13 protein-coding genes and 1 pseudogene are annotated in these 13,290 nt (G+C 75.4%); 9 read left to right on the forward strand and 5 right to left on the reverse strand.

Annotation, left to right across the window (positions count from 1 at the left end; genetic code table 11):
* A pseudogene (locus SH587_RS21870) lies at positions 1 to 707 on the forward strand (hypothetical protein); the annotation flags it as partial.
* Between the two features lie 46 nt (positions 708 to 753).
* On the opposite strand, the gene SH587_RS21875 reads toward SH587_RS21870, so the two are convergent.
* The gene (locus SH587_RS21875; RefSeq protein WP_320672783.1) at positions 754 to 3,495 is read right to left on the reverse strand and encodes a class F sortase; all 2,742 of its coding nucleotides are present in this window, start codon (positions 3,493 to 3,495) and stop codon (positions 754 to 756) included.
* A 78-nt stretch (positions 3,496 to 3,573) separates the two neighbouring features.
* Between SH587_RS21875 and hemQ the strand changes: the two genes are divergently transcribed.
* Positions 3,574 to 4,263: a hydrogen peroxide-dependent heme synthase gene (gene hemQ, locus SH587_RS21880; protein ID WP_320672784.1), complete on the forward strand. Its 690-nt coding sequence runs from the start codon at positions 3,574 to 3,576 to the stop codon at positions 4,261 to 4,263.
* 100 nt (positions 4,264 to 4,363) lie between these two features.
* Here the strand turns inward: hemQ and SH587_RS21885 are convergent, their stop codons facing one another.
* A complete protein-coding gene (locus tag SH587_RS21885) occupies positions 4,364 to 5,041 on the reverse strand; it encodes a TIGR00266 family protein (RefSeq protein ID WP_320672785.1) in 678 nt (225 codons plus the stop codon).
* Positions 5,042 to 5,078: 37 nt separating this feature from the next.
* A complete protein-coding gene (locus tag SH587_RS21890; protein WP_320672786.1) occupies positions 5,079 to 6,719 on the reverse strand; it encodes a DEAD/DEAH box helicase in 1,641 nt (546 codons plus the stop codon).
* Positions 6,720 to 6,911: 192 nt separating this feature from the next.
* Between SH587_RS21890 and SH587_RS21895 the strand changes: the two genes are divergently transcribed.
* Genes SH587_RS21895 through SH587_RS21925 form a run of 7 tightly spaced genes read left to right on the forward strand, consistent with a single transcriptional unit; the run spans position 6,912 to position 11,829 of the window.
* A complete protein-coding gene (locus SH587_RS21895; protein ID WP_320672787.1) occupies positions 6,912 to 7,520 on the forward strand; it encodes a DUF4178 domain-containing protein in 609 nt (202 codons plus the stop codon).
* The gene (locus SH587_RS21900) at positions 7,517 to 7,837 is read left to right on the forward strand and encodes a hypothetical protein (RefSeq protein ID WP_320672788.1); all 321 of its coding nucleotides are present in this window, start codon (positions 7,517 to 7,519) and stop codon (positions 7,835 to 7,837) included. Before SH587_RS21895 ends, SH587_RS21900 begins: the two co-directional genes overlap by 4 nt.
* A gap of 4 nt (positions 7,838 to 7,841) precedes the next feature.
* The gene (locus SH587_RS21905) at positions 7,842 to 8,363 is read left to right on the forward strand and encodes a DUF2617 family protein (RefSeq protein WP_320672789.1); all 522 of its coding nucleotides are present in this window, start codon (positions 7,842 to 7,844) and stop codon (positions 8,361 to 8,363) included.
* Complete coding sequence (locus SH587_RS21910) at positions 8,360 to 8,797, forward strand: DUF4247 domain-containing protein (protein WP_320672790.1); 438 nt, start codon at positions 8,360 to 8,362, stop codon at positions 8,795 to 8,797. The genes SH587_RS21905 and SH587_RS21910 overlap by 4 nt, the downstream gene beginning before the upstream one ends.
* Positions 8,794 to 9,753, forward strand: coding sequence for a hypothetical protein (locus SH587_RS21915; protein ID WP_320672791.1), 960 nt, complete (start codon positions 8,794 to 8,796; stop codon positions 9,751 to 9,753). Before SH587_RS21910 ends, SH587_RS21915 begins: the two co-directional genes overlap by 4 nt.
* Complete coding sequence (locus SH587_RS21920; RefSeq protein ID WP_320672792.1) at positions 9,753 to 10,187, forward strand: DUF350 domain-containing protein; 435 nt, start codon at positions 9,753 to 9,755, stop codon at positions 10,185 to 10,187. The genes SH587_RS21915 and SH587_RS21920 overlap by 1 nt, the downstream gene beginning before the upstream one ends.
* 52 nt (positions 10,188 to 10,239) lie before the next feature.
* Positions 10,240 to 11,829 (forward strand): polyamine aminopropyltransferase, encoded by a 1,590-nt coding sequence (locus SH587_RS21925; protein WP_320672793.1) that lies wholly within the window; start codon positions 10,240 to 10,242, stop codon positions 11,827 to 11,829.
* 14 nt (positions 11,830 to 11,843) lie between these two features.
* Here the strand turns inward: SH587_RS21925 and SH587_RS21930 are convergent, their stop codons facing one another.
* Together SH587_RS21930 and SH587_RS21935 are read right to left on the reverse strand one after the other, a co-directional pair.
* Positions 11,844 to 12,665 (reverse strand): SRPBCC family protein, encoded by an 822-nt coding sequence (locus SH587_RS21930; protein ID WP_320672794.1) that lies wholly within the window; start codon positions 12,663 to 12,665, stop codon positions 11,844 to 11,846.
* Positions 12,662 to 13,279: an ArsR/SmtB family transcription factor gene (locus SH587_RS21935; RefSeq protein ID WP_320672795.1), complete on the reverse strand. Its 618-nt coding sequence runs from the start codon at positions 13,277 to 13,279 to the stop codon at positions 12,662 to 12,664. Before SH587_RS21935 ends, SH587_RS21930 begins: the two co-directional genes overlap by 4 nt.
* Positions 13,280 to 13,290 lie beyond the last annotated feature (11 nt).

The following is a 13,290-nucleotide window of genomic DNA, read 5'->3' on the forward strand; positions in this document are numbered from 1 at the left end:
ACGGCCGCCCCGGCCCGACCGGCGAGGCCGGCCGCGACGGCGCGCCCGGCGCGAAGGGCGAGGTCGGTCCCGACGGCGCGACCGGTCCGGCCGGCCCCGACGGGCCGATCGGCCCGATCGGCCCCACCGGTCCTGTCGGGCCCGCCGGCGCGACGGGCGACCGCGGCGAGCGGGGCGAGCCCGGCCCGACCGGCGCCACCGGTCCCGCGGGCGCCACCGGCCCCCAGGGCGCGACCGGTCCCGCGGGCCCCTCGGGTGGCACCCGGCTGGTCGACGCCGACGACGTCGTCCTCGGCACGATCGTGGCCCTCGACCGCGTCGGGGCGACGGTCCTGACCTCGACCGGGTACCAGGTGACGATCCCCTTCACCGGCACGTTCCGCCCGGCCCAGATCTACTACACCGGCGACTGCGCCACGGCCAGCCCCGGCACGGCGTACCTGAACGACGGCAAGGGCGGCAACGTCACGCCGCCGGAGCACATCGGCGGCAAGTGGCTGGTCTACTCCGGCAGCCTCGGCAGCCTGATGCGTCCGGCGACCGTCAGCCAGGGGACGGCGGCCAACGAGGCGTTCACCTCGGCGACGATCGACAACCCCGCCTGCGGAACGAGCGCGGGCAACCGCTCCGGCTGGAAGCTGGAGCCGATCGGCAACGCCGCCGCCGGCCTGCCGGCGACGATCGCGCGGCCGCTGACCGTCCGCTGAGCGCGGGGCGGGTGGCGCGACCGCGACGGCCGCGCCACCCGCCCCGCTACCGCGGCACCGCGGTGACGACGATGTTGTCCCGGTAGTGCCCGGTGCGGCGGTCGAACGGCCCGCCGCAGGTGACCAGGACCAGCTTGCGGCTGCCGCTGCGGGTGAAGATGCTCGCGGGCAGCTGCTCCTTCGCCAGCTTGCGGACGCCGGTGACGCGGTAGCGGACCGTCCGGCCGCCGCCGCTGACCGTCACCGTGTCGCCGCGACGGGCGCTCTTGAGGCGGAAGAACGCGCCGGTGCCGCGCTTGGCGCTGTCGACGTGGCCCGCCAGCAGCACGGTTCCGGTCTTCGACGCCAGGTCGGCGCCATCGGCCCACCAGCCGGCCCGCTTGATGTCCTTCGGGACCGCCAGCGCGCCGCTGGCCAGGTCGATCCCGACCGCCCCCAGCGACGCCCGCACCCCGAGCCGGTCGATCCGGACCTGGGTCGGCGCGACCGCGCGCGGCGCCGGGGTGGCGCGGATCTCGGCCACCCGCTCGCCCTCGCCGCGACCGGTCAGGATCAGCGGCCGGCTGAGCGAGGTCTCGGCCTCCTCGGCGCAGGCGGTCTCGGTGCCGGTGACCGCCTCGCTGCCCGCGATCCGCTCGCGGTAGGTGTAGAAGCCGGCCTTCTCCAGCCGGACCTTGGGCGAGGAGACCTCGCCGTCGCCGGCGACGTCGACCGTCCCCTTCCAGTACGGGGTGCCGCTGCAGCGGATCGCGCTGCGGGACGAGAACGGCCCGAACAGCTCGGCCTCGATCCGGGCCGGGGTCTGGCCGAGGCCGGTGACCTTGATCCGGTCGAAGATCGACGAGCCGGGACGGGTGACCGCGTGCGAGACGACGGTCGTGACCTGCGGCTTGGCGCGGGCGATCGTGGTCTCGGCGGCCTCGCCACAGGCGGTCTGGACGCCGTCGTAGGCGTTGGTCCCGACGATCGCCTCGCGGTACGTGTACCAGCCGGCCTTCTGGAGCTTGACCGGCGCGGTCTTGTAGCTGCCGTCGCCGTCGGCGCTGAAGCTGCCGGTCCAGTAGGGCGTGCCCTCGCAGCGGATCGCGTCGCGGCTGGGGAACGGGCCCCACAGCTCGACCGCGACGTCGGCCCGCAGCTTGCCGAGGCCGGTGACGACCGCGGTGTCGGTGACCTCGCTGCCGACCGCCGTGTCCTGGCTGCTGATCTGGGTCGTGATCTGCGGGTGGCCGCGGACGATCGTCGTCTCGGCGGCCTCGCCGCAGGCCGTCTCGGTCGGACGCACGAACTCCGAGCCGGTCAGCCGCTCGCGGTAGGTGTAGTAGCCGGGCACCGTCAGCTGGGCCGGCTCGGTGACGTACTGGCCGTCGGCCGCCGCGGCGAAGCTGCCGGACCAGACCGGCGGGCCGTCGCAGGTCAGCTTGTCGGCCGCCGGCAGCGGGCCGTAGAGGGCGGCCGCGACGGTCGCCGACTGGCCGGCCAGGCCCTCGACCCAGACCGTGTCGGTGACCGATCCGGGGCCGTTCAGCAGCTGGTTGCTGATCTGGGTGTGGACCCGCGGCTGGACCTCCACCCGCAGCGTCTCGCTCGGCTCGGCGCAGGGGGTGGTGACCCCGAGCACGTCGTCGGTGCCGGGCACGATCAGCTGGTAGCCGTACCAGCCGGGCGCGTTCGGGGTCACCGGCGGGGTGACCGAGTCGCCGTTGCCGGCCACGTGGGTGACCTCGGCGACCGGAGCGCCCTCGCAGCGGATCGCCTCGCGGGTCCCGGCCGGGCCGTAGAGACGGACCGTGATCGGCGCCTTCCAGTCGGCCGGCGCGCCGCTGATCGTGACCTTGTCGGTGCTCTGGCCGCCGAGCAGGACCGAGGTCGGGGTGGCGGCGGTGGTCACCTTCACCTGGGCCGGGGCGACCGGCGCGGTGCGGGCGGCGGTGACCGGGGCCGACGCCGGGACCACCAGCCGCTGGCCGCTGCGGGCCGAGGCGCCCTTGGTCGGCACGTACAGCTCGGGGGCCGTGGCGGCGAGGGTCGCCTTCGCGTTCAGCCGCAGGCCGCCCTTGGCGTCGTTGGGGGTGACGTTCAGGCGGGCGACGCCGCTGCGGCCGGTGTTGATCGTCCGCGGCAGCCCGCTGGCCCCGCCCGAGCCGGCCAGGTCGACGGCGACGTTCGGCACGGTCGCGCCCGACGCCGACAGCACCCGCACGGTCGGCTTGACCGCGCGGCCGACGGTCAGCCCGCCGGAGGGCAGGTCGACCTGGACCTTGTAGGGGCCGGCGTAGCGGCGGGCGTCGCGGGCGATCCGGGCGTAGAGCGAGCCGACGCCGATCGCCTTCGGATCGACCTCGCCCGGCGCGCCGTCGCCCATCAGCCCGTGGACGTAGAGCATCACGGCCGCCTGCTGGTTGCGCTGGCGCGAGCGCCCGTGGTTCCAGAGCGCGTAGGCCATCTGGCGCAGCTTCGCGCTCGAGATCGCCTGCCGCTCCTTGCTCTTGAGGCCGGCGGTCGAGCGCCGCTGGTAGCCGAACCGCTTCGACGGATACCAGAACCGCAGGTCGATGCAGAAGGCCCCGTCGGTGACACCGTCGATCGCGCCGCGGAAGTCCCCGAACCAGCGGGTGCCGTAGCGGTAGCGGGCGTACTTGCCGACGCCGGTGGTGCCGCAGGTGTTGCGGCCGGCGCTCGCGCAGGGGTCGTTCTGGTTCGGTGGCTCGGCGGCCGACGCGACGGCGGGCAGCGTGGCGAGCGCGAGCAGGACGAGCAGGAGGGACGACAGCAGCGGACGGCGCACACACGGAGTCATACCGCAGCCGGGCCGCGAGCGGGCCGAACGCACCGCCGCCGCGGTCGTCCTATCGTCCGCGGAGCCATGAGCACGCAGACGGACTTCACCAACCTGTACGCGATCTACGCCTCGTTCAAGGCGGCGCGCGGGCACCGGCGGGTCCCGAACGGCGACCCCGCCCTGCGGGCCGAGCTGGCCGCCGAGGCCGAGGCCGCGCTGACCGGCGGCGAGGCGATCCTCCGCGGCAGCTACTCGACCGTCGGCTTCCGGGCCGAAACGGACGTCCTGCTGTGGATGATCGGGCCGAGCGCCGACGCGCTCCAGGACGCGCTGGTGGCCTTCAACCGGACCCGGCTGGGCCAGGCGCTCGACCCCTGGTGGACCTCGATCGGCGTCCACCGCGAGGCCGAGTTCAACAAGGCCCACGTCCCGGCCTACCTGGAGGGGACGCCGGCGCGGAAGTACATCTCCGTCTACCCCTTCGTCCGCTCGCTCGAGTGGTACCTGCTCGCGCCGGACGAGCGCTCGGCGATGCTGCGCGAGCACGGCATGATGGCGGCCGGATTCAAGGACGTGCGGGCGAACACGATCAGCGCCTTCGCCCTCAACGACTACGAGTGGCTGCTGGCCTTCGAGGCCGACGAGCTGACCCGGATCGTCGACCTGATGCGCGAGCTGCGCGGCGCCCGCGCCCGCGCCCACATGCGCGAGGAGCTGCCGTTCCTGACCGGCATCCGCAAGTCGCTGGCCGAGGTCGTGGCCGACCTGCCGTAGGCGGCCGTTCAGCCCGCCAGCGCCATCGCGGCCAGGGCGATGGCGTAGGGCAGGGCCATGCAGAGGGCGACGCGGGCGCGCATCGGCGACACCGTACCCGTCACCCGCGCGAGAAGGGCAACTCGGCGGTCAGCCACGAGACCAGCTGGCCCGGGTTGCGGGTCTGGATCCAGACCCGGCCGGGGCCGCGGAACTCGAAGACGAAGCCCTCGCCGCTCTTGACCGACTGGATCAGGCCCGAGGTGACCTTGCGGAGCGAGAACTCGACGCCCTCCTCGTAGGCGACCATGTGGCCGGAGTCGACGACGACCGACTCGCCGGCGCCCAGCTCGAGGACGTCGATCGCCCCGTAGGCGGCGGTCAGCAGCTGGCCGCGGCCCTCGGCCCGGACCAGGAAGCCGCCCTCGCCGCCGACCAGGTTCTTGAAGCCGCCCCACTTGGCGTCGATCGTCACGCCCTCCTCGGCCGCCAGGTAGGCGCCGCGGGCCAGGTTGACCGCCCCGTCGACGTCGAGCACCAGCAGGTCGCCGGGCAGCCGCGCCGCGACGTCGACCCAGCCGCCCTGCGCGGGCGCGGTGAAGGTGCTGACGAAGAGCGACTCGCCGCCGAGGATCCCGCGCTTGAAGGCGCCCTTCAGGCCCCCGCGCATCTTCGACTCGACCTCGACCCCGGCCGAGGTGGCCATCATCGCGCCCGACTCCGCGTTCAGGGCCTCGCCACCGGCGAGGGTCAGACGGGCGGCGGCGAAGCTCGGGGCGTGGCGGATCGCGATCTCCATGGCGCGGCACGCTACCCGAGCGACCTCGCCGGTCGCCCTACGCGCGGCCGGCGAGCGCGTCGTGGAGGACGTCGATCGACTGCTCCAGCTGCTCGATCGTCGCGTCGTCGACCTTGGCGATCCCGACCCGCGCGTTCAGCCAGGCGTTGATCTCGCGGTGCGAGGCGCGGCGGCTGCGGCCGAGCTCGGCCACCAGCCGGTGGCGGGCGTCGCGCAGCCGCTGGCGCTGCTGCCAGAGCGGCACGTCCTGGACCGCCGGCGGGGCCGCCACCGCGCCGGGAACGGGCGCCGCGGCCGTCGCCGGCGCCGCCACCGGGACGATCGGCTCCGGGGCCCGGATCGGGGTCGCGCCGCCGAACAGGTCGAGCTGCGCGGCCGGCGCCATGTCCGCCTCCAGCGCCTGCCACTCCGGGGCCAGGCCGGCCTCGTCCTCGGTCCGGTTGGCCTGCTCCAGCGCCCCGTCGTCGAGCATCGCGTCGGGATCGACGTCCGACTTGCGGCGCAGCAGCGGCACCAGCTCGCGGTCGATCTCCGCCGCGTGCGCGCGCAGCGTCGGCTCGGCCGGCAGGTAGAGCCATGAGCTCTCGATCGGCCGCCCGGGCACGGTCCGCACGAAGCGGCCGACGATCTGGCGGAAGATCATCGCCGTCTTCGCCGTCGTCGCGTAGACGCCGACCCGCAGCCGCGGGATGTCGACGCCCTCGCTGACCATGTTGACGGCGACGATCCACGGCTCGCTCGAGTCGGTGAACTCGGCCAGCCGGCGGTGGGCCTGGGGATCGGTGTGCATCACCACCACCGGCGGCGAGCCGGTGATCTGGTGGAGCGTCGCCGCCACCGCCCGCGCGTGGTCGCTGTCGGCCGTCACCACCAGCCCGCCCGCCGTCGGGTGGTTGGTCTCGCGCAGGCCGATCAGCCGCCGGTGGGCGTCGCCGAGGATCTTCGGCAGCGCCCCGGCCAGCTCGGTCGAAATCGCCGTCCGGTAGCGCTTGGCCCGCTGGTCGCTCGCCACCTGGTCGGCGAACGAGCCCTCGACCGTCTCGTCCCCGACCCGCCACGACATCGCGCCGTCGAAGGGGATGAACGTGACCGGGCGGCAGACGGCATCGCGGACCGCGTCGGCGTAGCCGTAGGCGTAGTCCGGCTGGGCGACCCCGTCGCTGTCGTAGTCGACCCCCGGGATCGGGCTGGCGTCGGAGCGGAACGGGGTGCCGGAGAGCAGCAGCCAGCGCTTCGCGCGCCCGAGCGCGAGCGTGAAGCCCTGGCCCCAGGCCAGCTCCTCCCCCAGGTGGTGCGCCTCGTCGGCGATCACCAGCGTGCTCTCCAGGCACTGGCCCGCCCATCGCTCGGCCGATTGCGCGACCCGGGCGTAGGTCACCGCGACGCCGTGGAAGCCGGCCGGCGGGGTCAGCTCGGTGGCGTCGGGAGCGAGGTTCAGCCCCAGCCGGGCGGCGGCCGCGGCCCACTGGCGGGTCAGCGGCGCGGTCGGGCAGACGAGCGCCACCCGGTCGGCCTCGCGCGCGTAGAGCAGCCGCACCGCCTGCTCCAGCGCCGGCCGGGTCTTGCCCGCCCCGGGCGCCGCGGCGACCAGGAAGGTGCCCGACGTCCAGGCCTCCATCTTGGCCAGGACCTGCTGCTGCCAGGGGCGGAGGTTGGGGGTGGCGTTCGGAGCGGACACGCGGGGGTCGGAAGCCTGCCAGAGCGGGCGCCGGAGTTCCGTGACGGCGCGCGCGCAGCGGCGTCTGATCTTGCGGGTCCGCCCGGACGGACGGGCGCCGTTCGGCGGTCCTCCCTGCACCTGACGGGAAAGCGCGGTCCGCGATCGGCGCGAGGGTTTGCGACATGGCGCCCTCCCGCTAGGGTCCGCCCCATGGTCGCCGTGATCGTGATCGTCGTGCTCGTCGCCATCGGAGTGGCGATCGGCCTCTGGTGGTCGAGGAACCGCCAGGCCCGGCCGGCCCCGCTGGCCGCCCCCAGCGACCCCCTGGCCGAGGGCCCGGGCGGGCCGCTCGACGGGCTCGGCGTCGGCGCCGTCGTCGCCCACGGCGGCCACGACTACGTCGTCCGCGGCGAGATCCGCTTCGACGAGGACGGCTACGTCTGGTCCGAGTACCACCTCGACGCCGGCGGCGACGAGCGGACCTGGCTCTCGGTCGATCTCTCCGACGGCACCGACGTGGCGCTCTGGAAGGCGGTCGACGACGCCGGCGAGCTGGAGCCCTCGGGCTCGGTCACCTACGGCGGCCGCACCTACAAGAAGGTCGAGTCGGGCAAGGCCCGCTTCACCTCGACCGGCACCACCGGCGTGCCCGAGAGCGGCGCCGCCTGGTACGTCGACTACAAGGCCGAGGGCGGCAAGCGGCTGGGCTTCGAGCGCTGGTCGCAGGAGGGCTCGTGGGAGGTCTCGACCGGCGAGGTCGTCCCCGCCCACCTGCTCGAGATCTACCCGGCCGGCCGCGCCGGCGGAGCGACCGCGTGAGCGACGGCGCGAGCAGCGGCGGGACGTCCGCCGGCGACCCGGTGGCGGCGGCGCGGGCCGCCCTCGACGCCGCGCGCGAGGCGGCCGGCGCGGCGATCACCGCCCACGCCCAGGCGCGGGCCGAGGCCACGCGGCTGCGCGAGCGGGCGGCGGCCGGCGGCGAGCTGGAGCAGCTGACCCGGACCGCCGAGGAGCAGGAGGCGCGGGCCGCCGCGCTCGAGCCGCGGATCGAGCAGCTGCGCGACCTGGCGCGGCGGGCCGAGGTCGCCTACGAGGCGCTGCGGGCCGACGACCCGTCCGACCGGCCGGCCGCCTGAGTCCGTGCTCGTCCAGCTCGACGTCCCCTTCCGCGACGCCGCCGCCGACGACCTGGCGTGGTCGCTGCTGCCGGGCGCCTCGGCCCCGGCGGCGCTCGCCTCGGCCGAGGTCGCGCTCGGCGACCTGCGGCTGCGGCTGCACGTGCTCGGCGCCTCGCACGCGGTCGAGGTGGCCGCCGGAGACCGCCGGCTGACCGAGGTCGTCGCCTATGGCGCGCCCGACGGGCGGACGCTGGCCGCGGCGCCGGCCAGCGTCGAGCGCGACGGGCTCCGCTACCGCTTCGCCGCCACCGTCGAACGGCCCGGGCGGGCGGCGGTCGCCGCCCTCGGCGCCGAGCTGCGGGCCGACGGCGGCGGTCGCGACCGGCTGCTGGCCGCGTTCCCCGGCACGCCCGACGCGCTGACCGCGCTGCGGCTGCTGCCCGACGCGGAGCCGGGCTGGGAGAGCTGGCACCTGTACCCGGAGCGCGGCGAGGTCGTCCGCACCCGCACCACCGTGACCGTGGTCGAGGAGCCGGCGCCGTGAGCGGCACGAGCAAGTCGACGACCACGCTGGTGATCGGCGCGATCGTGGCCGTGATCGCGCTCGCCGTGCTGGTGGGGACGCTCTCCTCCTGCGGCTCGTCGGTCAAGGGCTACGTCAAGGACCACTACAGCCACGTCGGCAAGCGCGGCGGGGCCGAGCTGTACCGCAGCGACAAGCGGGTCGAGAAGGTCGTCTCCGAGATCACCGACGCCTGGAAGCCGGCCGATCGGCTGACCGATCCCGGCGGCGTCTTCCTGCGCTACTCCGACACCTTCCTGGCGATCCGGCCGCGGACCGGCGGCGGGACCGACATCGAGGTCGACGACCCCGAGCGCGGCTACGCCCACTGGTACCCGTTCGTCGGCGGCTGGTTCGGTACCTACTCGGGCCGCGCCGAGGGCTTCCGCGGCGGCGGACCGGGGAGCGGCAAGTGAGCGCGCGCGGTCGGCTGGCGGCCCCGGTCGGGCTGGCGCTGGCGCTGCTGGTGGCGCTGGTCGTGGCGCTGCTGCCGGCGGTCGCCGGGGCGCAGACGACGACGGGGACGGAGCTCGGCCAGGCCGAACCCGACGTCCAGCAGCGCGGATCCCAGGCCGTCAACGTCTACGTCGCTGAGACGACCACCGGCACCCCCACCGCCCCCGAGATCACCCCCGAGCAGGCCGGCGACGGCGTGCTGATGGCTGCCGCCGACCGGGTCGAGCTGGCGTCGAGCCTGGCCGAGGCGACCAGCGAGACCGGCGTCTGCTTCGGCTACGTGGTCCAGCTGTCCGACTCCGGCGTGCCGAAGCAGGATGCCGTCTCCAGCGCCGGCCCCAACCAGCGGGTGGCGGCCGGGCCGGAGTGCTCGAAGGGCGCGATCGAGCTGCAGGTCTCGATCACCTACACCTGCGGCTCCTGCGAATCCGAGGACTCGGCCGCGTGGAGCGTCGTCTCGACCGTCCCGGGGCTGTCGAGCAGCACGGTCCGGTCGCGGCTGGAGGACCTCTCCTCGCTCTCCTCGGGCGACCTGCTCGGCGACGACGACGACAAGGCACTGCGCAACGCGACCGCCGCGCTGCCGCTGACGCTCGACCAGGCGGTGCCGGCCGAGCCCGCCACCGCGCAGGCCGCGCCCGGCGGCGACCACCTGACCGGCAAGCCCGGGTCGGACTGGCTGCGGGCCAACGGCATCGGCTTCGCGATCTCGCTGGTGGTGCTGCTGGTCGCCCTGACCGTCGTCTTCTTCGCCTGGCGGATGCGCCGCTCCCAGCGCCGCGCGCCGCGTCGCGACGCGCGCGGCCGGTTCGCGTCGACGGCCGCTGCGCCGCCGACCGCGCCGCCGACCCCGACGTCCGACGACGGGCCGGCCGACGCCGATCCGCCGTCCTCCTCGACCCCACCCAGCGCCTGATGACCGACACGCTCAACGACCTGCTCACCGGCATCGGCTCCGCCGCGGCCTACTCCGCCGTCGGGCTGCTGGTGCTGGTGGCCGGCTTCGTGACGGTCGACCTGGCGACGCCCGGCAACCTGCGCAAGCAGATCTGGGAGGACAAGAACAAGGACCTGACCGCCGTCCTGGCCTCGGGTCTGATCGCCAACAGCGTCACGATCGTGGTCGCGATCCTCTCCTCCAACGACGAGCTGGAGAAGGGCCTGGTCGACGCGGCCGGCTACGGGCTGCTCGGCGTGGTGCTGATCGGGCTGGTGTTCAAGGTCGTCGACCTGCTGACCCCGGGCGACCTGGGCGCGATGGTCGCCCACGACGATCATCATCCGGCGGTGTGGATCACCGTCGTCACCCACCTGGCGGTCGGCGCGATCGTCGCCGCCTCGATCTCGTGAGGCCGGGCGGCGCCGCCGGCGCCGCCGTCCTCCCCCGCCCGGCGGGCGCCCGATGAGGCGCGGCGCGCGGGCGCTGCTGCTGGCCGCCGCGGGCGCGTGCGCCGCCTGCGCGCTGGTCTACGAGCTGGCGCTGGTGGCGCTCGGCGGGGTCCTGGTCGGGTCGTCGGTGACCCAGACCTCGCTCGTCGTCTCGCTGTTCGTGTTCGCGCTCGGGCTCGGGGCGCTGGCGGCCAAGCCGTTGCTGCGACGGCCGCTCGGGGCGTTCGTGGCGATCGAGACCGGGGTCGCCGTGGCGGGCGGCTTCTCGGTCCTCGTCTGCTACGCCGCGTTCGCCTACGCCGGCATCTACACGCCGGCCGTGGTGCTGATGTCGCTGCTCTGCGGGACCCTGGTCGGGGCCGAGCTGCCGCTGCTGATGGAGCTGCTGCAGCGGGTCCGGCGCCAGGACGCGGCACGGGCGGTGGCCGACCTGACGGCGGCCGACTACATCGGCGCGCTGGTCGGCGGGCTGGCGTTCCCGTTCCTGCTGCTGCCGCTGCTGGGCCAGCTGCGCGGGGCGCTGGCCGCGGGGCTGCTGAACCTGGTCTGCGCGGCGGTGATCGTGCTGGTGGTCTTCCGCGGCGACCTGCGGGGACGGCAGCGGGTCGGCGCGATCGCGGTGCTGGTGGTCGGGGCGATCGCGGTCGCCGCCGGCCTGGCCTACGCGGGACGGTTCGAGGTCTCGGCCCGCCAGCAGCTCTACGACGACCCGATCGTGGTCAGCGAGCGCACGCCCTACCAGGAGATCGACATCACCGAGAGCGCCACCTTCTCGGGCACGAAGGACGTGCGGCTGTTCCTCAACGGCGACCTGCAGCTGTCGAGCCGCGACGAGTACCGCTACCACGAGGCGCTGGTCCACCCGGCCCTGTCGGCGGCGGCCGCCCTCCGCGGTCCCGGCGGCGCGGCGCCGACGCGGGTGCTGGTGCTGGGCGGCGGCGACGGGATGGCGGTCCGCGAGGTGCTCCGCCACCGGCAGGTGCGGGAGGTGCGGCTGGTCGACCTCGATCCGGCGATGACGCGGCTGGCGCGGGAGGATCCGCGGCTGCGGCGGATGAACCGCGGAGCCCTCGACGACCGGCGGGTGACGGTCACCAACGCCGACGCGTTCTCGTGGGTCCGGCGGCTGAGCGGCGACGACGCGCGCCGCTGGGACGTGGTCGTGGTCGACTTCCCCGATCCCGACGACCAGGGCCTGGCCCGGCTCTACAGCGCCGAGCTCTACGGGATGGTGCGGACCCGCGCGCTCGCTCCCGGCGGCGTGATGGTCGTCCAGTCGGGATCGCCCTACTTCGCCCCCGACGCCTTCTGGTCGGTCGGCAAGACCCTGAGTCTGGCCGGCTGGCGCGGCCGCCCGTACCACGTCGACGTCCCGACCTTCGGCGACTGGGGCTTCTGGCTGGCGGCGCCGGCGGCCGAGCGGCGGGTCGCGCCGCCGCTGACCCTGGCCGGCGCCCCCGCCGGCCTGCGCTTCCTGCGTCCCGACGTGCTCCGCGCCGCGGCGGTCTTCGCCCCCGATCGCGGCCCCCGCGACGTCCGTCCGACCACCCTCGACCGGCCGGCGATCCTGGACTACACGCGCAAGGGCTGGGCGGACTACTAGCGGCCCCGCCCGCCCTACGCCGGCGGCACCGGCGATCCGGGCGGGGAGAAGTCGGGGAAGACCTCGCGCAGCCAGGCGCTCCAGCGCGCGTCCTCCTCGCGGGCGCGGGCGACCCCGTCGTCGCCGTGCAGGTAGGCGCGGACCGAGACCGAGGTGGTGGCGTGCTGCCAGGCGTCGAGCTCGTGGAGGCCGTCGGGCCCGCGGACGACGACCCCGGTCGGCCCGACGTGCTCGACCACGCCCTCCAGCGGCGGTCGGCCGGCGGCCGCGGCGACCGGATCGCCGACCGCGACGCCCTCCAGCCCCGCCGCCCGCAGCAGCCGTGCCGCGGCGGCCGAGCGGTCCGCCCCGACGCTGCCGATCAGGAAGACGTTGGCCGTCGGCCGGTCGGCGAAGTGGGTCAGGTACAGGCGCAGGTTGACCATCCCGCGCGCCCAGCCCTCGTCGGTGCCGCCGAGCTGGTCCTCCCAGCCCTCGCCGCCGTGGAAGAAGCCGCTGGCCAGCCGCACGACGCAGTGGCCGCCCTCCTGGGCCTCGACGACGATCTCGGTCGCCCAGACCGGCGCCGCGGGATCGTCCGGGTTCCAGTCGCGCTCCTCGTAGACGAAGCGGTGGGGCGGATCCCAGGTGGTCACCGTCCCCTCGGAGGTGCCGAACGGGCCGTGATCGGTGACGATCCGCCCGCCCTCGCGCTCCTCGACCTGCGCGGCCGTGAACCAGCCGCTGATCCCGGCCGCGGTGGCGATCGCCCGCCAGGTCTGCTCGGGGCCGGTCGGGACCTCGGTCTGCACCCGCACCACGCGCTCGGTCGGGTCGTCCTGCTCGGGGCTGCTCATCGGGGCTCCTCGCCGTCGGGATCGGGATCGGGCACGGCGTCGTCGGGCATCGGGTGGGCGGCCACCAGCAGCCGGTGCCAGCGGCCCTCGCCCTCGCGCCGGTGGTACTTGGCGGCCAGCCGCACGACGGCCTCGGTCAGCTCGTCGGCGAACGCGGCCCGGTCGGCGGGCGAGGCGAAGCGGATCTCGCTGTCGAGCGCGAACGTCACCAGCCGCCGGCGCTCCCGCCGGCCCTGGCGCGCCAGGCCGCCGACCTCGCGCACCGCCCGTGCCGCGAGCGCGATCAGGAAGGCCGCCGACAGCCGGTCGGGCGTCCGCGCCGGATCGGTGGCGGCGTCGCCGAGCGCCCCCGGCGAGACCACGTAGCCGACCGCGGTCGCCACCAGCAGCCGCTCGGTCAGGCCGCCCCAGCGGCGGGTCTCCGCCACCTCGACCAGCCCGTGGGCCTCGAGCGTCCGCAGGTGGTAGTTGACCTTCTGCCGGGTCAGCCCGACCCGCTCGGCCAGCGCCGAGGCCGAGGCCGGCTCGCGCAGCGCGGCCAGCAGCCGGGTCCGCACCGGATCGAGCGCGACGACCGCGGTCGCCGGCTCGTCGATCACGTCGACGTCATGCATCCGCTCCCGAT

The sequence above is a fragment of the Patulibacter defluvii genome (genome assembly GCF_034096925.1).
Classification (GTDB): Bacteria; Actinomycetota; Thermoleophilia; order Solirubrobacterales; family Solirubrobacteraceae; genus Patulibacter; species Patulibacter defluvii.

Coding starts and splice junctions, on each gene's coding strand:
- hemQ (WP_320672784.1), top strand. CDS start 3,574: ATGAGCACGCAGACGGACTTCACCAACCTGTACGCGATCTACGCCTCG.
- SH587_RS21885 (WP_320672785.1), bottom strand. CDS start 5,041: ATGGAGATCGCGATCCGCCACGCCCCGAGCTTCGCCGCCGCCCGTCTG.
- SH587_RS21895 (WP_320672787.1), top strand. CDS start 6,912: ATGGTCGCCGTGATCGTGATCGTCGTGCTCGTCGCCATCGGAGTGGCG.
- SH587_RS21920 (WP_320672792.1), top strand. CDS start 9,753: ATGACCGACACGCTCAACGACCTGCTCACCGGCATCGGCTCCGCCGCG.
- SH587_RS21925 (WP_320672793.1), top strand. CDS start 10,240: ATGAGGCGCGGCGCGCGGGCGCTGCTGCTGGCCGCCGCGGGCGCGTGC.
- SH587_RS21930 (WP_320672794.1), bottom strand. CDS start 12,665: ATGAGCAGCCCCGAGCAGGACGACCCGACCGAGCGCGTGGTGCGGGTG.
- SH587_RS21935 (WP_320672795.1), bottom strand. CDS start 13,279: ATGCATGACGTCGACGTGATCGACGAGCCGGCGACCGCGGTCGTCGCG.